The sequence below is a fragment of the Bacteroides intestinalis genome, from assembly GCF_003464595.1.
GTDB lineage: Bacteria > Bacteroidota > Bacteroidia > Bacteroidales > Bacteroidaceae > Bacteroides > Bacteroides intestinalis_A.
In genome coordinates this window covers 173,417-196,168 of sequence record NZ_QRZF01000006.1, presented here as the reverse complement: position 1 = coordinate 196,168, position 22,752 = coordinate 173,417, and the positions used below count along the sequence as shown (strand labels likewise).

Genomic DNA, 22,752 nt, shown 5'->3' with positions numbered 1-22,752 from the left:
ACAATCAAACGTTGCCTGAACATCCGCATCACCCCATCAGGAGACCCTTTTAGAGGGTATTAAAAAGGGCTACACCCTTTACCCCGGATGGCTACACCATTTGGGGCAGATGGCTACACCATCCGGGTCAAAGGGTGTAGCCCTGTCAGAAGGAGTATTATCGGGGTAAACTAAAAGTGCCATTGCCGGGTAGTATATCTAAATCAAAATGCATATCTTTGCAGCAATAAAAATCCAACACCTATGAAGATACTCTATTATATTTACCAAATATGTTTTGCATTGCCAATTCTGCTGGTATTGACTATTCTTACGGCTTTGGTCACGATTGTCGGCTCACTGATAGGCGGTGCACACATCTGGGGATATTATCCCGGAAAAATATGGTCACAACTAATTTGCGTTTTCCTGCTGATCCCTGTAAAGGTGCGCGGCCGGGAAAAGATACATAAACATACGTCGTACGTATTCGTACCCAATCATCAAGGTGCATTCGATATCTTCCTGATCTACGGATTCCTGGGACGTAACTTCAAGTGGATGATGAAGAAGAGTCTGCGGAAATTACCTTTCGTAGGAAAAGCCTGCGAAAGCGCAGGACACATCTTTGTCGACCGTTCAGGACCTAAGAAAGTACTGGAAACCATTCGTCAGGCAAAGGCTTCACTGAAAGATGGCGTATCATTGGTGGTATTCCCGGAAGGTGCACGTACTTTTACAGGACACATGGGATACTTCAAGAAAGGTGCATTTCAATTGGCAGACGAGTTACAACTGGAAGTGGTGCCTGTCACCATCGACGGATCATTCCAAATCCTCCCCCGCACGGGTAAGTGGATACACCCATACCGTATGATACTCACTATCCATGATCCTATCCCTCCCAAAGGGCAAGGTATAGAAAACATCAAGGCGACGATGGCCGAAGCCTACGCCGCCGTAGAAAGTGCTTTACCGGAAGAATACAAGGGAATGGTGAAAAACGAGGACCAATAATAAAATTAAAAATTGAAAATTAGAAATTAAAACGTTGCAATCCAAAAGATGAGTTTGTGAAACAGCATGATAACATGCCTTTAATTTTTAATTTCTAATTATTAATTTTTCCGCTCTCCTCCATGCGTCGATGTTCCTCTATTAATTTCATATTCTCTTTGGCTTTATCGAGGAATTCCCTCACCAAAGGAGTACTCTTGAAAGACTGGGGAGCCGTACGGATGATATCCTCTATCTGTGGGGTCATGATGGGATAAGGCAGCGTGCTGCACATCATCATGAATACACTGGGACCAAGGACATTCTCATAATTGGCAGAAATAAACTCCTTTATATAGTCATTCATTTCTTTTATCAAGGCCTCTCCCTCCTGAGTCAGTTGCTCGTGGATGTCATCCAATGCGGCGCCATCCAGGACCATACGTGCCTCTTTCTTTTCCAGTTCTTCAATCTTCAGCTCAAGCGCATTGCGCTTTTCGATGAATTCATACAAAGCATTGTTTAGCGGCGTACCTTTAGCGGTGAGTTGAGAGTTGGATATGGAGACTTCAACTTTACCGTTTTCGAGTACAAGAGGCATGATAGCCTCATCATTCATGTAGAGCGTCACCATCATTACAGAGTCTGACGGGCCACTCGTTGAGAACAAACCGTGTACCACTTCGGCAGAATCAATTGTTATCCATTGCCCGTCGCGGAGCGTTTTCAGGTATAACATCTTACCGTCGAGACTGGTCACCGATGACACACCCTCCACTTTATACTTGCGACTGCACGAAGCAAAAAGCACGAGCAAAAGCATTAAGGGCAAAATACGGTTCACATTCATTCTAATCATGCAGGAAACGATTTTTATGAAACACGATACAAAGGTACAACCTATTCGCGCTGTAAAGAAACTTTTTATCAATATTTAAATTTTGCTCTCTTTTTTCCATTAATAATCCTTATAAGGAGGGAGAAAAGAAAGGATATTTCATTTAGTTTACTTATTTTTGCAGTGATAAGTAACAAAATGTAAACCCTATTACTGAAACAAGATAGTCTCCTATGTCAACTTATGCTCCTTTTGCCAAGCCACTCTACGTCATGCTGAAACCGGTAGGCGCCGTATGCAACCTTGCATGCGACTACTGTTACTACCTGGAAAAGAGCAAACTATACCAGAACAACCCAAAGCATGTAATGAGCGAAGAGTTGCTGGAAAAGTTTATTGAAGAGTATATTAATTCGCAAACCATGCCGCAGGTAATGTTTACCTGGCATGGCGGAGAAACCCTGATGCGCCCGTTGTCTTTCTACAAAAAGGCGATGGAGCTGCAAAAAAAATATGCACGCGGACGCACCATAGACAACAGCATACAGACCAACGGAACCATGCTGACGGATGAATGGTGCGAATTCTTCCGTGAAAACAACTGGCTGGTGGGAGTCTCTATCGACGGGCCGCAGGAGTTTCATGACGAATATCGAAAAAACAAGCAGGGAAAGCCCTCTTTCGTAAAGGTGATGCAAGGCATCAATTTATTGAAGAAGCACGGTGTAGAATGGAACGGAATGGCAGTAGTGAATGACTACAATGCCGATTATCCACTGGAATTTTACAACTTCTTCAAGGAAATAGGCTGCCACTACATACAGTTTGCCCCCATCGTAGAGCGCGTATTCGGACATCAGGACGGACGACACCTGGCCTCACTGGCCGACCGTGAAGAGGTGGCCGAACTGGCGGACTTTTCCGTCAACCCGGAGCAATGGGGCAATTTCCTCTGTACCCTCTTCGACGAATGGGTGAAAAAGGATGTAGGCACCTATTACATTCAGTTGTTTGACTCTACCCTGGCCAACTGGATAGGCGAACAGCCGGGGGTATGCACCATGGCAAAGACCTGTGGACATGCCGGAGTAATGGAATTCAACGGAGATGTATATTCCTGCGACCATTTTGTATTCCCCGAATATAAGCTGGGAAACATTTACCAGAAGACACTGGTGGAAATGATGTACAGTGAAAAGCAACAGGCTTTCGGGCAGATGAAACAGCAATCGTTGCCCACTCAGTGCCGTGAATGTGAGTGGCTGTTTGCCTGCAATGGCGAATGCCCCAAGAACCGTTTTGCACGGACGGCAACCAGCGAACCGGGATTAAACTATCTCTGCAAGGGGTATCATCGCTTCTTCAGTCATGTGGCTCCGTATATGGACTTCATGAAGAACGAGTTGATGAATCAACGCCCGCCCGCCAATGTAATGGATTTCATAAAATCGAACTCATAATAATCAAGTAAGAATGAAAATTAGAACCTATTTAGTGGCGCTTTCTGCGCTGGCGTTCGGCTCTGCAATGCGTGCCGACGAAGGAATGTGGTTGCTGCAGTTGATGAAACAGCAGAATTCCATTGAGTTAATGAAAAAACAAGGACTGAAACTGGAAGCGGATGATTTGTACAATCCGGGCGGAGTTTCACTGAAAGATGCGGTAGGCATCTTCGGTGGAGGCTGTACGGGTGAAATCATTTCACCGGAAGGCTTGATTCTGACAAACCACCATTGTGGTTATGCTTCTATCCAACAACACAGTAGTGTGGAACACGACTATCTGACAGATGGTTTCTGGGCTAAAAACCGTAGCGAGGAATTGCCTACTCCGGGATTGAAGTTCCAGTTCGTGGACCGTATTGAAGATATCACGGACATCGTAAACCAGAAAATCGCTGCCGGCGAAGTGACGGAAGTGAATGCAATGACTCGCCCGTTCCTCAACAAACTGGCTAAGGAATTATTCGAAAAAAGCGATCTGAAGGACAAGAAGGGCATCGAAGTACAAGCATTGCCATTCTATGCCGGTAACAAATACTACCTGTTCTACAAGAAAGTATACACAGACGTACGCATGGTAGCTGCTCCCCCCTCCTCTATCGGTAAATTCGGTGGAGAGACGGACAACTGGATGTGGCCACGCCACACGGGAGACTTCTCCATGTTCCGCATTTATGCTGACGCTAATGGTGATCCCGCAGAATATTCAGCATCAAACGTGCCCCTGAAAACTCCGAAATACCTGCCCATCTCCATCAAAGGACTGGAAGAAGGTGACTATGCCATGATCATGGGATTCCCCGGAAGTACAAGCCGCTACCTCACCGTATCGGAAGTAAAAGAACGTATGGAGGCACAGAACCAGCCACGCATCACCATTCGTGGCGCACGTCTTGCCGTACTGAAAGAAGTGATGGCCGCCAGCGACAAAACTCGTATTCAGTATGCCAACAAGTATGCCGGCAGCAGCAACTACTGGAAGAACTCTATCGGTATGAATAAGGCTATCATTGATAATGATGTGCTGGGTACGAAAGCAGAACAGGAGAAGAAATTCGCTGAGTTCGCCAAAGGCAAGCCGGAATACGAAGGTGTAGTAGAAAAAATCGATGCGATTGTGAGCCAGACAATGCCGGTGACCGGTCAGTATTACTACCTGACAGAAGCATTCAGCGGTGCCATTGAATTCGGTAGCCCGTACATGGTTATGGACAATCTGAAAAAAGGTCTGGAAGAGAAGAATGACTCTCTTATCAACAAATCCATAGAGCAGTTGAAAGAAGTTTTTGCTGATATCCATAACAAAGACTATGACCATGAAGTAGACCGTAAAGTAGCTAAAGCTATCTTCCCGGTATATGCCGAAATCATTCCGGCAGAACAGCGTCCGGCTTTCTATCAGACTATCGAAAAGGAATTCAAAGGTGATTACAATGCTTACATCGATGCTATGTATGACAACTCTATCCTGGCCAATCAGGCTAACTTCGATAAGTTCTTAAAGAAGCCTACGGTAAAAGCTATCGAGAAGGATATTGCAACCCAATATTCACGTGCCAAGATTGAAAAGTTGATGGCACTGGCAAAAGATTTGAACAGCACTTCCAAAGAACTGGCCTTGCTGCACAAAGCATATATCCGTGGTCTGGGCGAAATGAAAGAGCCTGTTCCATCTTATCCGGATGCCAACTTCACCATCCGTCTGACCTACGGTAATGTAAAATCTTACAATCCGCGTGATGCCGTACACTACAAATACTATACCACTACAGACGGTATTCTGGAAAAAGAAAACCCCGAAGACCGTGAGTTCGTAGTTCCTGCCAAATTGAAGGAACTGATTCAGAAGAAAGACTTCGGACGCTATGCGTTGCCGAACGGTGATATGCCGGTTTGCTTCCTGAGCACGAACGATATTACCGGTGGTAACTCCGGTAGCCCGGTACTGAATGCAAACGGTGAATTGATCGGATGTGCTTTCGACGGTAACTGGGAGTCTCTGAGTGGTGACATCAATTTCGATAACAACTTGCAACGTTGTATCAATCTGGATATCCGTTATGTACTGTTCATCCTCGAAAAACTGGGAGGATGCGAGCATCTGATAAAGGAAATGAACATTGTAGAGTAATCAACCACCCTGTGGAAAGATGCCTCTACAACTGAACATAGATGAGTATACGACTGAATAGGGTTCAGTCGTATACTTAATCCTATTCAGTCGTATAGTGATTCTCCCCCCCTTTCTGAATTATCTCTAACGCTCCTTTATATGAAAAAAAATATATTATCATTATTCCTGACATTCACAGTGCTCTCCGCACACGCCGACGAAGGTATGTGGATGCTGACTGACCTGCAAAAGCAGAACGAAGTGGCTATGACAGAACTGGGATTACTAATCCCGGCTAACCAGATTTATAACCCCGACGGCATCGCACTGAAAGACGCAGTGATCCACTTCGGTGGAGGGTGTACAGGTGAAGTCATCTCTGCCGAAGGGTTGGTATTGACCAACCACCACTGTGGCTATGGTTCTATCCAACAGCACAGCACGGTGGAACACGACTATCTGACGGATGGTTTCTGGGCCATGAGCCGTGAAGAAGAACTTCCCTGCAAGGGACTTACCATCACTTATATTGATGAGATACTGGATGTGACTGATTACGTCAACGAACAGTTGAAGATAGATCCGGACCCGAATGGTACCAATTATCTCTCTCCCAAGTACCTGAAAGAAGTGGCCGAACGTTTTTCTTCCGAACAAGGCATTGCCCTGACTCCGGGACGCAAACTGGAGCTGAAAGCTTTCTATGGCGGAAACCGTTACTATCTGTTCATCAAGACTACGTATAGTGATATCCGCATGGTAGGTGCACCTCCTTCTTCCATAGGTAAGTTTGGTGCAGATACCGACAACTGGATGTGGCCGCGCCATACAGGTGACTTCTCCCTGTTCCGCATTTATGCCGACAAGGATGGAAAACCTGCGGAATACTCCAAAGATAATGTACCCTTGAAGGTAAAGAAACACCTTACGATCAGCCTTGCCGGCTACAAGGAAGGTGACTTCACGTTCGTTATGGGATTCCCCGGACGCAACTGGCGTTATATGATCTCCAACGAAGTGGAAGAACGTATGGAAACTACGAATTTCATGCGCCATCATGTACGCGGTGTACGCCAGGAAGCATTAATGGAACAGATGCAGAAAGACCCCGCCGTACGTATCCACTACGCCAGCAAGTATGCTTCATCTGCCAACTATTGGAAGAATGCCATCGGTATGAACGAAGGGCTTGTCCGCCTGAAAGTGCTTGATACTAAACGTGCTCAACAGGAACAACTCCTCGCCCGCGGACGCGAACAGGGTGACGACTCTTATCAGAAAGCATTCGACCAGATACGCAGTATCGTTGAGCATCGCCGCCCCGCCCTTTATCACCAGCAAGCCATTCAGGAAGCATTGGTAACGGGATTGGACTTCATGCGCATTCCTAACACTTCTGCCATGCTGGCTGCCTTGAAGAGCAAGGACAAAGCGCAGATTAAAACTGCCGCAGATAGCTTGAAGATTGCCGCAGACAAGTATTTTGCCTCCGTGCCTTTCCCCGAAGTGGAACGCATTGTTGCCAAGAAAATGCTGCAGACTTACATGCAATATATCCCCGCAGAACAACGTATCAGTATCTTTGAAGTGATCGACAAACGTTTCAAGGGGAATAGTGATGCTTTTGTGGACGCTTGTTTCGACTACTCTATTTTTGGAAATAAAGAGAACTTCGAGAAGTTTATCCGCAAGCCGGGCTCTTATAAACTGGGTTTCGATTGGATGGTGTTGTTCAAGCATTCCATTACCGATGGCTTGTTGCAGACCGCCATCGCCATGGCAGAGGCCAACAAGAACTATAATGCCGCACATAAAGTTTGGGTAAAGGGAATGATGGATATGAAGCGCAGTGCAGGCACTCCGATCTATCCGGACGCCAACTCTACCCTGCGCCTCACTTACGGACAAGTGTTACCGTATGAACCTGCGGACGGAGTGGAATATGGCTATTACACCACCCTCAAAGGTGCCATGGAAAAGGAAGATCCCAATAACTGGGAATTCGTGATTCCTGCAAAACTGAAACAGTTGTATCAGGCAAAAGACTTCGGTCGCTATGCCATGCCGAACGGTGAAATGCCTATCTGTTTCATCGTGAACACGGATAACACCGGTGGTAACTCCGGCAGTCCGGTATTCAATGCCAAAGGTGAACTTATCGGTACAGGTTTCGACCGTAATTATGAAGGTCTCACAGGAGATATCGCCTTCCGTCCTTCATCACAACGTGCCGCCTGTGTAGATATCCGCTATACTTTATTCATCATAGAGAAGTATGCCGGAGCTTCACACATCATCAAGGAATTGACGATTGCGGAATAAGAGAAAGTCCGTCTATGTATTCGGACCCTCAATAATTCACTCCTACAGATATCTGTACAATATCTGTAGGAGTGTTTCTTTTCAGGAAATCATTTCCATTGGAAAATGTTTCATTCTGACAACGAATCTAAAAAATAGCCAAAATATGCCCTAAACGGCCATAAAGGATAAAAGGGCGTGAACAATACATACCCGAAACTGTTTCTAACTACAGACAATAACACTAATTTTGTAGTAATAAAAAAACTTGTAGTAATAACAGAAAGGAAAAGATTATGGAAAAATTTGAAGAACTTATACAGTCAGAAAAACCCGTTTTAGTAGATTTCTTTGCTACCTGGTGTGGTCCATGTAAGGCTATGCATCCTGTATTGGAAGAGTTGAAAGGTCAAATTGGTGAAGCTGCCCGCATCGTAAAAATTGATGTTGACCAGCACGAAGAACTGGCTGCCAAGTATCGCATACAGGCAGTACCTACTTTTATTATATTCAAGAAAGGGGAAGCTGTTTGGCGCCATTCCGGAGTAATCAAAGGCAGCGAACTGAAAACTCTCATCGAACAAAATTCATAAGAAACAAAAACATGAAGAAAATCTTAACAGTTGCCGTTCTGCTATTTGCAAGTGTACTGACGTATGCCTGTACAGACAAGGCTCAGGCACAGCAAAAAGAACCGGAAAAAAAGGAAGCTAAAAGCGGGGAGGTCATCGTAATGAACAAAGATATGTTCATTAAGGATGTATTTGACTATGGGAAATCCCAGGATTGGAAATATAAAGGTGATAAACCTGCCATCATTGACTTGTATGCCGACTGGTGTGGTCCCTGTCGTATGACAGCACCGATCATGAAGGAACTGGCAAAAGAATACGCCGGCAAGATCGTGATTTACAAGGTAAATGTAGATAAGGAACGCGAACTTGCCGCATTATTCAATGCAAGCAGCATTCCTCTCTTTGTCTTCATTCCGATGGAAGGAGAACCGCAGCTTTTCCGTGGTGCAGCAGATAAAGCTACCTATCAGAAAGCCATTGAAGATTTTTTGTTGAAAAAGAAATAGTAAAAGTCACAGGAGTCATGTATGAATGATTAGTGGCATATCTTTCCACTCATTATTGTACATCTCCGTGACAGTGTGATAACCGGACGCTTGCAAGGCCGCCAAGGCTTGCAGGCGTCCGTTGTTTATACGCTCTGGATAATGGGAATCACTATTCACCTGCACGCGGATCCCCTTCTCCAACAATACAGGGAAGTAACGTTCGTTGGGATAGAAAGTACCCAATTCAAGATATGATTTCGTATTGACCTCTACAATATATCCCTTACGGACAATGGCATCAAAATATTCTTGTATCAAAGCATCGTACCAAGGCTCATCCAATAGACCGGGACGATAAGCAGCAGCGTTATAATGCATTTTATCGGCATGCCCCACAATATCAAATCCACCTAATTCAACCATGCGCATCAGACGTTCGTAGTAGAGATGCACCACTCGTACCAAGTCACCTCCGAACTCTTCGTCCACCAGTTTACGGAATTTGTCTGCTGTAACATCTACATCTACAACCTCTCCTTTATCATTGTAAAGCAGGTGTACCGAACCAATGCGATAATCCAATGGCAATTCCCGGAAACGGGCAACAGAAGGATTACTTTCTTCATTCAGATAGTCGATCTCCAAACCTATATACAATTCTATCTGTCCGGCATATTTAGCTTTCAGCCGACGAAATTCTGCCAAGTAATCATCCATGCAATCCCACTCCATGGTCCAGGCAGTAGGGAACGGTAACGGAGCATGAGATGAAAAACCGTAAGACGTAAATCCTTCGCTCAGGGCAAAGCGGATGAAGTCTTCCATATTAGCACGTCCGTCACAATACAAGCTATGACTATGATAGTTAGTTAAATTCATTCTTCTATCTCACTAAGTTCCAGCCAACGCATAGTCTTTTCATCAATCAGATCGGTTACCTCAGGCAGACGTTTGGACTTCTCTGTCAGCTCATCTACAGACAGGGTACCACTGCATAAAGCAATCTCAATACTGGCCTTTTCTTCTTCCAAGGCAGCAATTTCCTGTTCCAGTTGTTCGAACTCTCTCTTCTCCTTAAAGGACATCCGTCGCTTTTCATTCAGACGTACTTTAGAAGTTTTGTCTTCCTGCGGTTTAGCAGCCTCTTTTTCTTTCTCTTGGCGGGCTTTTTCTTCTTTCCAGTCACGATACTGCGTATAGTTTCCGGGGAAATCACGAATGTCCGCCTGACCATTGAACACTAATAAGTGGTCTACGACTTTATCCATAAAATAACGGTCGTGGCTAACCACAATCACACAACCCTTGAAATTCTGCAAATACTCTTCCAGCACATTCAGAGTGATAATATCCAAGTCGTTGGTAGGCTCATCCAATACAAGGAAGTTAGGATTGCGCATCAGTACCGTACACAAGTACAGGCGGCGGCGTTCTCCACCACTCAATTTATATACATAGCTATGTTGGGTTTCGGGGGTGAACAGGAAATGCTGCAGAAATTGGGAAGCAGTCAGCTTCTTGCCATTACCCAGTTCTATGACTTCGGCAATATCCTGCACCACATCAATGACTTTCATTTGTTCATCAAACTGCAAGCCATCCTGCGAGTAATAACCGAAGCGCACCGTCTCACCAATATCAATTGTTCCACTGTCTGCCTTTACTTCTCCCATCAGGATTTTGATAAAAGTAGATTTACCGGTACCATTATTTCCCACAATACCCATCTTTTCATAACGGGCAAAGATGTAAGAGAAGTCTTCCAATATCTTCAGGTCACCGAATGATTTGTACACATGGTCCGCCTCGAATATCTTACTGCCGATATAGGACGCTTTCACATCCAGCTTCACATTGTCGTTATTAAAACGCTGTTTGGCTACTTTCTCCAGTTCATAGAAAGCATCTTCGCGATAGCGGGCTTTATGTCCGCGGGCCTGTGGCATACGGCGCATCCATTCCAGTTCTGTACGATACAGGTTGTTGGCGCGAGTGATCTCGACATTCGTTGCATCAATACGTTCCTGCCGTTTCTCCAGATAATAACTATAGTTTCCTTTATATTGATAAATCTGACGATTGTCTATTTCAATGATTTCGGTGCAGACACGATCCAGAAAATATCGGTCGTGCGTCACCATAAGCAGACTGAGGTTGGTGCGGCGCAAATAATCTTCCAACCATTCAGTCATATCAAGATCGAGGTGGTTGGTGGGCTCATCCAGAATCAGAAAATCCGGTTCAGTGATAAGGGTGTTGGCAAGTGCCACACGCTTCAGCTGCCCACCGGAAAGGTGCTTTACTTGCTGGTCGAAATTACGTATCTTCAACTGAGATAGAATTTGCTTGGCCTTCTGCTCATAGTCCCATGCTTTTTCATGGTCCATACGTATCAGGATTTCATCGAGTCCCGGATGCCCTTCCGTTTCCATGCAACGTTCGTATTCCTTAATCAATTCTACGGTACTGTTGCCATGATGAAAGCAGGCTTCCAATACAGTCAGGTTTTCCGGATATTGCGGGTCTTGTTCCAAATACCCTACCCGGAGGTCACGGCGGAAAGATATATTTCCACTGTCATATCCCTCTTTCCCGGCAATGATATTCAGTAAGGTAGTTTTACCGCTACCATTCTTGGCAATCAATCCGATACGTTGTCCTTCTGCTACACCGAGAGCAACATTCTCAAGCAATACCAAATCACCAAACGATTTGGTCAAATTCTCTATCTGAAGATAACTAATCACAATTAAAAATTATAAATTAAAAATTAAAGAAGGGTTTTGTAGGTCTCTGACAAATTGCAAGGTTCCCCTGCCTTCACTTTGCTCCACACTAATTTCATGGGGTCAATCCATTCTCCGGTAGTAAGATTCTGCAGCACAGGAGCTTCACGATTACCATCTATCAGAGTCATCCACTCCAGGCCATCTACCTCATTGGCAAGAATCACACAGATGGCAATACCGAAAGAGAGCCACGCTTCTTTCTTCTTCGGACCGATAGTTCCACCATCGATAATCTGCTGCATGCTGTCCAAATCTTCTTCCATTCCCTGGAAGTCTTTTTTCAGTTGCTCCTTCACAGTGGTTGTCACCCACTCAAAAGCTTCATTTATCTGATAGATTTCGGACAGGCGGACAGGAATAATCTCTTCCGGATATTTCACTCCCTCTTTGCGTATTTCCAATGAAGCAATAACCGCCTCGGCTTCTACCGCAGACGACCCCTTACTGACAGTAAAAGAACATTCGAAAGCAACATCGGCCATACCGGTAATCCAAAGGTGGGAAGTATAATAAGCTCCATCTTCCTCAAACATCTCTTTACTGTAAGCACATTCCATATTTCCTATCCTTACGGAAGCAGCCGAAGGATTGTCTTTCAGTTCCTGCCGGATTACTTCCCTGGCATACGTCGCACTGCCTTTGTATGCAGAGATACGGAAATTTCCGGTCCATTCATTAGGATTATAGAAGAGAAAAGAGCCTTCTCCATCTTCAAATTCATTCCAGTCTGCGGGATACATCATGGAAAACCATGCTCCCGGAGAGATAAATTTCTTGCTTTGTGCCATTGTTATTCAGAGGTTAAAAACGAGGCCACCTGACCTCGTCCGGCAAAAGTAACACTACCGCCGTTGATATGCAAACAAACAGAAACAAAAAACAGCCGATTCTCACGAACCGACTGTCCCAATCATCATCTATGAATGAAGACCATTATAGTCTTCAATATCTTATTAAATCTCTATTAAACTTCAATGAAAATCATATTTTCGTTTTCGAGCGCAAAGATAATGCAAATCGAATGCAGAATAAAAAGAACCAGTTCTTTTTTTATGCTGAAGTGCAGCTTATCTTCGCTTTGCGGCAAAGATAATCAATGAAATACATCAATCCCCAATATTTTAAGATATTTAAAATAACATTCTATAAACAAAGGGATTTTATAGACCAATACAGCAAAAAGCAGCCGATTCTCACGAACCAGCTGCTTCAATCATCATTTATGAATGAAGACAGTAAGAGTCTTCATTATATTAGCGGCTATCTAATATAACCGTAATATTCATCGTCTGTAGCACAATCCCACCAAATAGGATAGCACCAAATATTTGTTTCAAAAGCCTTTGAGTTGGCAGCTCCGGCATTCGTTGCATTATATTGTAATTCCAATGTGGCTGGCAATCTCCAACGGCGCATCCAGTACATGGGATCAGTAGGTGAAGTTCCGGTTATTTCTGCCTGTCCAGCAAATAGCGGACCACGCTGATAACCGGGATATACAACACCGAAACTACCGATATTACCGGCACTGTAATTAAAACGACGCATATCATTCCAATTCTCAGCGCTGCATCCCATTGCTAAGTACTTCTGCAACATAATGTCAGCCATAGTCAGACTGCCTTCATCCTGGCAAACAGCGTCACTCGCCATATAAGCAGTAATCTCACTGTTGTCCATCGGCCACATATCCTTATTATCATAACCGGCAGCTTTCCACTCTTCCAGTTTTGTCTGCATCATATCCATGTGAGCTTTAATGCCTTCTTTATAAGCAACAAGGGCCTTCGTTTTATCACCTTTACGCATATAAACCTCAGACTTAATAAAACACATTTCATGATAAGTTAAAACTTCAAAGTCCGAGTTAGGACGTACCTGGAACGACCCCGTAGAGCCAATAGCACCGGCAGATACAGCAGCAGTAGTCTGGAAATACCAATACATATCCATTTCACCTTGCCCACCCATGCCTGTAAGGCAGGAGTTATTACGTAAATTTACATAGATCGTATCCCCTGCATATATATAGTTAGTACTATTCACATAAGGAGAACCTTTAGGGTAAGTCACAATAACCTTATTGCCATCCACTGTATACTTCTTACCTTTCAATGATGCGATAAATTCATTACGCTTGCTTGCGTCCGCAATCTCATACGAAATATCCTTATTGGCATCAGCGTAAACAGGAGATTGGATAGAGAGTTCTCCGCCGGCAGTCAAACGAGCCGACTCTCCGTAGAAATCGACACCCACAGAACGCAACCAATCATAAGACTGCACCTTACCATCAGCATTTAATTTGATATTACACATGGCAGCCGGTACGATTTTAGTCATACGGGGATCTACCGTGCCTGCCCCACGCATATTAGTCAGCAAATCATAATAGTATTTCGAAAGCCTCTGGTTGGAACCGTAAGCGGCAACATTCCAGTTGGAATTAGTCATCACAGGGTCCTGAAGCAGATAATCGGTTACATCCGAAGAGCTATTATAGCATTTAACTAATATATTATCGCTGTTTGATTGAGGAGCTTTCGACAAACATTCTAAAATAGCATCCGGATTGAACAAATCTGCTTTTTTGGAAAGCTTCAATAAATAGCGAGCTTTCAAACCATAGCAAAGCTTTAACCACTTCTGGACATCACCGGCATTCCACATATCCCCATCTATCAATCTGGTAGCTGAAGTTTCCTGAGCCCTTCCAAAAAGTTCAATGGCTTCATCCAATTTGGCAATACATCCATTAAAGATTGTTTTCCCATCATCATAGGCAGGACTCGGTGAAGCACCTAATGCCTCTGTATAAGGTATCTCGCCATACAGGTCGAGCATTTCCATAAATCCCAAGGCATGAAATACATCGGCTGCGGCCATGTAATGATAAGCTCCTTCCTGTTCTGCCTTCTTATACAAATCATTCAGATTGGCAGCAGTCTCCACAAACCAAGTCTGGTAAGGAGTGGTGGTGGTACCTGACGGGCATGCCCATGTGACACTCAGCTTATTGTTATTACCATTATTACTATAAAAAACACCTGCCTGACAAGCTGTACGCATATTCACAGTGCCGGCGCTATACATATAAAATTTCTGAATCCAAGGTAAACGGTTCGAAACCAAAGCGCTTTCATTATTGGGAGAATCCGGATCGACATTAACATCCAGCCACTCCTCACAGGATGTTGTGCTTAAAGTAAGCAAACAACCCAGTGCTATATATTTAAAATACTTCATAATCTTCAATTTTTTTGCAGTTATTAGAATGTAAGATTAACGCCAAAAGAAAAACTGGATGTTGACGGAACACTACAATAATCAATACCTGTAGCACCGGAACCGCCTGTACCACCAGCCGTACTAACTTCAGGGTCCATGCCCTTATAGTTTGTCCAAGTAAACAAGTTTGTTCCGGTAGCAGTTACCGATAATCTCTTAATAACATTCTGTCTTTTTATTAGCTTCGTGAAATCATAGCTGACAGATAAAGAGCGCAATTTCAACCAATTTACAGAAGTTATAAAGTTATAGGAGTTTGAACAATAGTTATCCCAATATTTCTTTATCATGGCCTTACCGGAATATGTAACGCCATTGATATCATAACTTTGATCAGCATAATAAGTCTGATTAATATCTGCTCCAGTTTTACTGTCTACTCCGGTCACCGTCACATATTCACGACCATTTTCCAAGGTGCGTTTGCTTAATCCATTTGACACCATATAGTATTCAGTACCGTTATATACATCACCACCAATGCGGAAATCAAGCAAGAAAGAAAGCGTCAAATCCTTAATGTGAAATGTATTATTCAAACCACCTATAAATTTCGGTTCACGGTTACCGACAACTTCACTGGTAGAAGAATGAATTTTATATAACCCTGTAGTAGTATCAACCTGATATCTTCCGCCAATGATTTCTTGATTATCCTCTCCGGTGGTTTCATAAGCAAAACGACTGCCAACCAATGCGAGGAATTTACCACCATTCGGAACAGAGGCAGCTTTTACCGTACCGAACTGCGCATCTGTCGGATAGAACATACTCACACCATCCAGAAAATCACCCAATTTACCACGGTTATAAGAAGTATTTAAAGTAATATTCCATTCAAAGTCTTTTGTTACAATAGGCTTACCGGTAATAGCTATTTCCATACCGTTATTGATTACAGAACCTGAATTGATAGAAGACATTATGGAACCGTTTGCATTAGACAAACGAGGAGAAGCGATTTGATTTTTGGTCTGGCTATGATAATAAGTATAGTCCAGGCCTAAACGTCCACCTAAAAATCTCAATTCCGTGCCTACTTCCCATGCCGTCTGGATCTCAGGTTTCAAATATGCATTGCCAAGCACATACTGATTTCCAACCCCTGTAAAAGAACCATAAGTAATAGGAGTTTCCAGATAAGTTAACGTGGCATAAGCATTAGCATCCTTGCCAACTTGCGCCCAACTGGCACGTACCTTGCCAAAAGTAAGTATATCATTCTTGCTAAACAACTCAGTGAATACAAATGAACCGCTAACGGAGGGATAGAAATAAGAACGATTATCAATAGGTAAAGTAGATGACCAGTCATTACGACCTGTGACTGTGAGATAAGCAATATTTTTATAAGAAGCACGAAATTCACCATATACGCCTACCAGTCTTTTCTTTGATGTAGCATCTTTAAAGAATTGGTTTTCTTTCGATATATTATTAAAGCTGATTGTACCTGCCGTAATAAAGTCATATCCCCAATGGGTTTGGTTATGGCGCTCAGTACTTTCAGTAGTAGTACCTACCAATAAATTCAGATCGAAATCACCAAAGGTTTTATGGAAATTACTCATTACATTCGTTGAAATATAATTGTAAGTATAGTCACTCTTATTCAGACGACCATTCTGATACATTTCTTTTGCAACAGAGCCCGGAGCAATATAAGTATATGCTTCCGTCGTATATTGGTCGTAACCTACACGTGCTGAAACATCCCACCAGTCTGCTATTTTGAAAGAAGCATTTGCTGCACCGGTAAAGCGCTTCGTATTATCCGACAGCTTGTTTTTATTTATAATCCAATACGGATTTTCCTTATCACTTGCCAAGTCCAGACGACCATCAAACAAACGATATTTAGAACCATCCTCATTCAAGTACTTCGACATGTCTTCGGTCTGGGGCCAACTGTAAAGTGCAGTCATGGTACCATTACCACCACCGTCATATAAACCTGCGGAAGTTAATGTCTTATCTGTATCTGCTATAGAATAGGAAACGTTAGCACCTACCGTCAAACGACCATATTTCTGTTCACCATTAAAACGGACTGTTGTTTTATTATAGCCTGTTTTGGGAACAATACCCGTTTGATCATAATTAGATGCAGACAAAAAGAATGAACTATTTTTAGTTCCACCGGAAATGCTAACATTATTATCCCAAACAGCACCATTTTGGAAGAAGTCACCAATGTTATCATATAGTTGGGTACCGGAAGCGATTCTCTCTCCCCATGACAAGTAAGTCAAATCATCCAGAACACCATTATTTGAATAATATCCACGGCCAAATTCCGTCTGAACTTCCGGTAGCTTAGTAGCCCATGAACTACTCAACTTACTGGAAAAGTCAACTTTAACAGAACCTTCAGCACCTTTTTTAGTAGTTATGATAATAGCACCATCGGCAGCACGCGAACCATACAAAGCAGCTGCAGCAGCACCTTTCAATATGGACATGGTCTCAATATCTTCCGGATTGATATCCATCACACGATTTGAGTAGGTTGTATTACTACGCGTCATACCATCAGTACCGCTATTCCCTACTACTTGTGTAGAGTTATCATAAATAATTCCATCCACCACAAACAAAGGCTGGTTCTCGCGACCTTCTGAAGTAGAATTACCACCACGAATGATAATACTTGCACCGGCACCTGCCGCACCACTACTCTGCGTAATATTTACACCTGGAACCTTACCTGCCAATGAATTAATAACATTGGTATTTTTGTTCTTCAATAATTCTTCTGAGTTAATATCAGAGACAGCATATCCTAAAGCCTTCTTTTCCTTTTTAATACCCATAGCAGTCACCACAACTTCATTCAAAGTCTGGGCATCTTCTTTCAAAGTCACTGTATATACATTTCCTGCACCTACCTTAATTTCAGCCGAAGTATACCCCACGAATGAAATTACTAATGTGCTACCCAACTGGGCATCTACAGAGAATCCGCCATCTACATTAGTAACAGTACCCGTGCCTGTACCCTTTACTAATACGCTGGCACCAATGATTGGCTCACCCGTTGCATCTACAACTTTTCCCGTGATTTTCTTTGCTTGTTGAGTACTTTGGGAACTTGGTGTATCAACATTTATATATAAGTACAACAAACGCCTATTTATTATTATTTTTATATTATCTTCCGGGGGATCACTTACTCTTTTTTTACTGTATACTGGACGACCTGATACTTACTTAATAATAAGTAACATCTCATTTATCTCACCGAAGAATCTGATATTGACTAAAAAGAATAATTGCATGAATAAATAAAAATTCAGCCAGCCTAATTATTAATAATCAAATATCAATATTCACATCAATTAAACCAGTTAAGTAATGAAAGTCTAATTGATTTCTATTTCAGCTTGATAATAGCATTCTATATTTTTTAGAATTTATATATATAAAATATAAATATTGCTATATTATTGTTTTAAGAGAACACAATCACATAGCAACTAAATATAATACATTCATCAATATTACAAACTATTATTCACATTATACTTTCAATATAACATATATATCAGCAGAAGTAAAGACAATATGATTTTTAGAAAAAGTAGTATTTCATGCATTAAGAATGAAATATAAGTCTCAGTAAAGAAGAAAAATAAATATATTAGTATTCGTTTACATATTTTTAATGATTAATATAACACAAATATCAAACTAATTTATATTTTTGCAAACAAATCCAAATTATATAGCTTATGAAAAACAATTATCACTTATCATTAGTATTGCTTGTATTGTTTGGGATATCTTCTCCATATTTGGCTAAAGCAGCCGATCGAGAAAATACACCAAGTTCCCAAAGAACTTAACTTTACTATTCAATTTTACATTACTTTCCAATAGGCTGTATCTTCCTTCTCACATCCTTAGAAATCTCCAAAAACATGTAATTCAATTTCCCGGAATGTATTCCTTCTTCATTTTGCTTATACTTATTATTAGCGTATTGCTTAGACTTATCGAATGTTAGCCGTGACATTTGATTCTGTGATTTACCTACCATCGTTGAATCCAGCTTCTCATCCGGAAAGAAATCATCCAGATCCACATCTCCAATCATAGTAGTTTCAAGGAAGTTCATATTCTTGCGACCGGCATCTGTATAATACCCCACAAACATGTGTCCCGGAGTACGAACTAATATTGGCTCTATATTAATAGCACGAAGCAAGGAAGCAAACAACACGCTACCATCCACACAGTTAATCTGCGAAGACTCCAGTGCATCATCAAACGTGCGAACACGCTGGGAAAAGACCACATTACTGGACAAACTGGTATTGGAAACAGAACTGTAACGGAAATTACGTTTTTGAAGTACGTTCCATAGAGCATAGACTTGCTTGTCCACCACTTCAGCATTGCCACCTTGATAGCCCAGGAAACGATTGACAATACGGGTGTTCAGTGCTTCACGCAACAGTTTATCAATCATCGGATTCTCCTCATTAACGTATGCCGCAAAGAAAATACCGGTATCATGAAATTTAGTTCCGTTCGTGACATACCCCAACAGACATTCATTAATGCTGCGAACAGAAAAAGTACGAACCCGCTGCCCCAAATCCTTATCATTCATTTCTACCTTAACAGCCACACTTACCGGTTCCGCCTGGTTATTATTCTTCAGCGCTTCGTAATTCCAGATAATATCGGGATAGATCGTATATTCCGTCCGTGGTTTAGCCAACACAAACTCAGATACGGAACGGGAAAAGAACGGAGTTTCAGCAACTTCAATACGCACCCTGCTATACGCCTTCCCCGAACGAATCCGGATAGAAATGCAGGATTTAGAATTACCCACATATAAGGAATCAGCCGGAACAATGACTTGCGCATCTGTCGTCGCAACAGAAAGAATACTAGAAGGAAAGATGTTGCCTCCCAACTCATCCGTTATCTCAAACCCGGAACGGAACGGAGCCGTATTCAGCCAAAAGGAACCTGCCACAACAACCACCAATAAAGCTATCAGAGCGGGCAAACGCCATTTATATCGCCGAAAATCTATATTAGTCAACTCTTTCATACCAATGTTATTTATATTAAGACAAAGGTAAGTATAAAAACTGAAAAACTGGAATGCCAAAGTAATAGTTTACAGTTCTTCACTCTACCAAAACCGGATCAACTCCGTACCATCTCCGTACCTATACGTTTGGACTTGATACGGACTTGATACGGCTTTGACACGGTCTTGGTACGGACTTGGTATGTACCGGATAACCTTCAGCACATACTAAAATGTAACCGAATTGTAACACGTGTTTCACTTTCCCGTAACAAAAACACCGCACCTTTGTCGCTGAAAAGAAATAAAGTATAACTTTGTGGTAGGAGAATTTGTTTTGAATACCTCATATTAATTAGAAAAAGCAATGAACGATTATCGTATTTTAGTTGTAGACGATGAAGAGGACCTTTGCGAGATCCTGAAATTCAACCTTGAGAATGAAGGGTATGAAGTGGACACGGCCAACTCTGCCGAAGAGGCGTTGAAAATGAATATCGGTAGCTACAACCTGTTGCTGCTGGACGTGATGATGGGAGAAATATCCGGTTTCAAAATGGCCAGCTTACTAAAGAAAGATAAGAAAACCGCTCAGGTACCTATTATATTCATCACCGCCAAGGATACGGAAAATGATACGGTAACCGGCTTCAATCTGGGAGCTGATGATTACATCTCCAAACCTTTCTCTCTGCGTGAAGTCATCGCACGCGTCAAAGCTGTATTGCGCCGCACCCAGCAAGGAGAACCGGAACGGGCACCGGAGCAAATCAGCTACAAGACATTAGTCATTGATATTGTAAAAAAGAAAGTTAGTATCGACGGGGAGGAAGCCCCTCTCACTAAAAAGGAATTTGAGATATTACTTTTACTCCTCCAGAGCAAGGGACGCGTATTCTCTCGCGAAGATATACTGGCACGGATATGGAGCGACGAGGTCTATGTACTGGACCGCACCATTGATGTGAATATCACCCGTTTGCGTAAGAAAATAGGTATTTATGGAAAATGCATCGTAACTCGCTTAGGATATGGATACTGCTTCGAAGCTGAATAATACCACACATTTCCTGTCGTTCAGCCGGAAGTTATTTCTTTCGGTCATTTCACTGTTTCTGGTATTTGCCGGATGCTTCCTGGCATATCAATACCAGCGTGAAAAAGAATATAAGATAGATCTGCTGGATATACAGCTACAGGACTATAATGAACGGTTGCACCAGGAGCTTGCCCACATCCCGGACAGTCTGTGGGATAAGACTTTGGAACGATATCTGCAAAAGTACGTCAAACAGGACTTACGTATTACGGTAGTGAACGTACAGGGTGACGTATTATATGACAGCTTCGAGAATCAGAAGTTAGGCAATCACGTCAATCGCCCGGAAGTACAAAAGGCACTGGCAGAAGGAAAAGGATATGATGTACGCCGTACTTCCGAAACAACAGGAGTACCCTACTTCTATTCTGCCACACTCTGTGAAGGTTACATTATACGTTCCGCCCTCCCCTATGACCTGAACCTTGTAAGACACCTTGCAGCAGACCAGCACTACATCTGGTTTACCCTCATCGTATCATTACTATTAATTTTCATTTTCTACAAATTCACCTCTAAACTAGGGACAGCCATCAATCAGCTACGCGAGTTTGCCAAACGTGCCGATAAGAATGAGCCTGTGGAAACAGATATACAGTCCGCCTTCCCACACAACGAACTGGGAGAGATTTCACAGCATATCATCCAGATATACAAGCGACTGCGGGAAACCAAAGAGGCGCTATACATTGAACGGGAGAAATTGATCACCCACTTACAAACCTCGCATGAAGGATTGGGCGTATTCAATAAGGACAAGAAAGAAATCCTGGTCAACAACCTGTTCACACAGTACAGCAACCTGATTTCAGACTCCAACCTACAAACAACAGAGGAAATATTCTCTATCAGTGAGTTCCAGAAAATCACAGATTTCATCAACAAGACTCCCAAGCGTCCGGGCAAGGAAGAAAAGCGTATGTCTATCAGCATCAATAAGAATGGACGTATGTTTATTGTGGAATGTATTATATTCCAGGACTTAAGCTTCGAGATATCCATCAACGACGTCACCCAGGAAGAAGAGCAGATCCGCCTGAAACGCCAGTTGACACAGAACATCGCACATGAACTGAAGACCCCGGTCAGCAGTATACAGGGCTATTTGGAAACCATCGTGAACAATGAAAACATTTCGCGGGAGAAGATGCAGACATTCCTGGAGCGATGCTATGCTCAAAGCAATCGGCTAAGCCGACTGCTACGCGACATCTCCGTATTAACGCGTATGGACGAAGCCGCCAACATGATCGACATGGAGAAAGTAGACATCAGCCTGTTGGTAGGCAATATCGTAAACGAAGTATCCCTGGAACTGGAAGAAAAGCATATCACCGTAGTCAACTCCCTAAAACCGAAGATACAACTGCGTGGAAACTACTCCCTGCTATACTCCATTTTCCGCAACCTAATGGACAATGCCATTGCCTATGCAGGCACGGATATACGCATCAATATCAGTTGTTTCCGCGAGGACGAGAATTTCTACTATTTCAGTTTTGCCGATACCGGCGTAGGCGTCTCTCCCGAACATCTGAACCGCTTATTCGAACGCTTCTATCGGGTGGATAAAGGACGCTCACGCAAACTGGGCGGCACAGGATTGGGATTGGCTATCGTAAAGAACTCGGTAATCATCCATGGAGGTACCATTTCGGCCAAGAACAACCAGGGTGGCGGATTGGAATTCGTATTCACACTGGCAAAAGAAAAATAATCACTTATCACTAACCA

General features: G+C 42.8%; 15 protein-coding genes. 8 read left to right on the top strand and 7 right to left on the bottom strand.

Going from position 1 to position 22,752, the window contains the following annotated elements:
• The first annotated feature begins 243 nt into the window (after nt 1-243).
• Nucleotides 244-996 (top strand): lysophospholipid acyltransferase family protein, encoded by a 753-nt coding sequence (locus tag DWW10_RS10865; protein ID WP_022392609.1) that lies wholly within the window; start codon nt 244-246, stop codon nt 994-996.
• 94 nt (nt 997-1,090) lie between these two features.
• Here DWW10_RS10865 and DWW10_RS10860 read toward each other — a convergent pair whose 3' ends face one another.
• On the bottom strand, nt 1,091-1,834 hold the full coding sequence (locus DWW10_RS10860; protein ID WP_022392610.1) for a DUF4369 domain-containing protein: 744 nt from the start codon (nt 1,832-1,834) through the stop codon (nt 1,091-1,093).
• Nucleotides 1,835-2,046: 212 nt separating this feature from the next.
• Between DWW10_RS10860 and DWW10_RS10855 the strand changes: the two genes are divergently transcribed.
• From DWW10_RS10855 to DWW10_RS10835, 5 genes are all read left to right on the top strand, one after another.
• The gene (locus DWW10_RS10855) at nt 2,047-3,273 is read left to right on the top strand and encodes an anaerobic sulfatase-maturation protein (protein ID WP_022392611.1); all 1,227 of its coding nucleotides are present in this window, start codon (nt 2,047-2,049) and stop codon (nt 3,271-3,273) included.
• 13 nt (nt 3,274-3,286) lie between these two features.
• Nucleotides 3,287-5,446 (top strand): S46 family peptidase, encoded by a 2,160-nt coding sequence (locus DWW10_RS10850; RefSeq protein ID WP_022392612.1) that lies wholly within the window; start codon nt 3,287-3,289, stop codon nt 5,444-5,446.
• A 141-nt stretch (nt 5,447-5,587) separates the two neighbouring features.
• Nucleotides 5,588-7,750, top strand: coding sequence for a S46 family peptidase (locus tag DWW10_RS10845; RefSeq protein ID WP_022392613.1), 2,163 nt, complete (start codon nt 5,588-5,590; stop codon nt 7,748-7,750).
• Nucleotides 7,751-8,025: 275 nt separating this feature from the next.
• The gene (gene trxA, locus DWW10_RS10840) at nt 8,026-8,322 is read left to right on the top strand and encodes a thioredoxin (RefSeq protein ID WP_022392614.1); all 297 of its coding nucleotides are present in this window, start codon (nt 8,026-8,028) and stop codon (nt 8,320-8,322) included.
• 11 nt (nt 8,323-8,333) lie between these two features.
• Complete coding sequence (locus DWW10_RS10835) at nt 8,334-8,810, top strand: thioredoxin family protein (RefSeq protein ID WP_022392615.1); 477 nt, start codon at nt 8,334-8,336, stop codon at nt 8,808-8,810.
• A gap of 15 nt (nt 8,811-8,825) precedes the next feature.
• Here DWW10_RS10835 and DWW10_RS10830 read toward each other — a convergent pair whose 3' ends face one another.
• The 6 genes from DWW10_RS10830 to DWW10_RS10805 all read right to left on the bottom strand — a co-directional run bounded on the left by DWW10_RS10830 (nt 8,826) and on the right by DWW10_RS10805 (nt 19,937).
• Complete coding sequence (locus DWW10_RS10830; RefSeq protein ID WP_022392616.1) at nt 8,826-9,671, bottom strand: histidinol-phosphatase; 846 nt, start codon at nt 9,669-9,671, stop codon at nt 8,826-8,828.
• Complete coding sequence (locus DWW10_RS10825; protein WP_118421305.1) at nt 9,668-11,539, bottom strand: ABC-F family ATP-binding cassette domain-containing protein; 1,872 nt, start codon at nt 11,537-11,539, stop codon at nt 9,668-9,670. The genes DWW10_RS10830 and DWW10_RS10825 overlap by 4 nt, the downstream gene beginning before the upstream one ends.
• Nucleotides 11,540-11,562: 23 nt before the next feature.
• Nucleotides 11,563-12,369 (bottom strand): DUF3805 domain-containing protein, encoded by an 807-nt coding sequence (locus DWW10_RS10820; protein WP_022392618.1) that lies wholly within the window; start codon nt 12,367-12,369, stop codon nt 11,563-11,565.
• A 472-nt stretch (nt 12,370-12,841) separates the two neighbouring features.
• On the bottom strand, nt 12,842-14,827 hold the full coding sequence (locus DWW10_RS10815) for a SusD/RagB family nutrient-binding outer membrane lipoprotein (RefSeq protein WP_118421308.1): 1,986 nt from the start codon (nt 14,825-14,827) through the stop codon (nt 12,842-12,844).
• A 23-nt stretch (nt 14,828-14,850) separates the two neighbouring features.
• Nucleotides 14,851-17,994 carry a SusC/RagA family TonB-linked outer membrane protein gene (locus DWW10_RS10810; RefSeq protein WP_220395699.1) on the bottom strand — a complete coding sequence of 1,048 codons (3,144 nt, stop codon included), beginning with the start codon at nt 17,992-17,994 and terminating at the stop codon, nt 14,851-14,853.
• A gap of 740 nt (nt 17,995-18,734) precedes the next feature.
• On the bottom strand, nt 18,735-19,937 hold the full coding sequence (locus DWW10_RS10805; protein WP_022393491.1) for a hypothetical protein: 1,203 nt from the start codon (nt 19,935-19,937) through the stop codon (nt 18,735-18,737).
• Nucleotides 19,938-20,286: 349 nt separating this feature from the next.
• On the opposite strand from DWW10_RS10805, the gene DWW10_RS10800 reads away from it, so the two are divergent.
• Both DWW10_RS10800 and DWW10_RS10795 read left to right on the top strand, forming a co-directional pair.
• The gene (locus DWW10_RS10800) at nt 20,287-20,976 is read left to right on the top strand and encodes a response regulator transcription factor (protein ID WP_007214483.1); all 690 of its coding nucleotides are present in this window, start codon (nt 20,287-20,289) and stop codon (nt 20,974-20,976) included.
• Nucleotides 20,951-22,735: a sensor histidine kinase gene (locus tag DWW10_RS10795; protein ID WP_118421311.1), complete on the top strand. Its 1,785-nt coding sequence runs from the start codon at nt 20,951-20,953 to the stop codon at nt 22,733-22,735. Before DWW10_RS10800 ends, DWW10_RS10795 begins: the two co-directional genes overlap by 26 nt.
• The last annotated feature ends 17 nt before the right edge of the window (nt 22,736-22,752 follow it).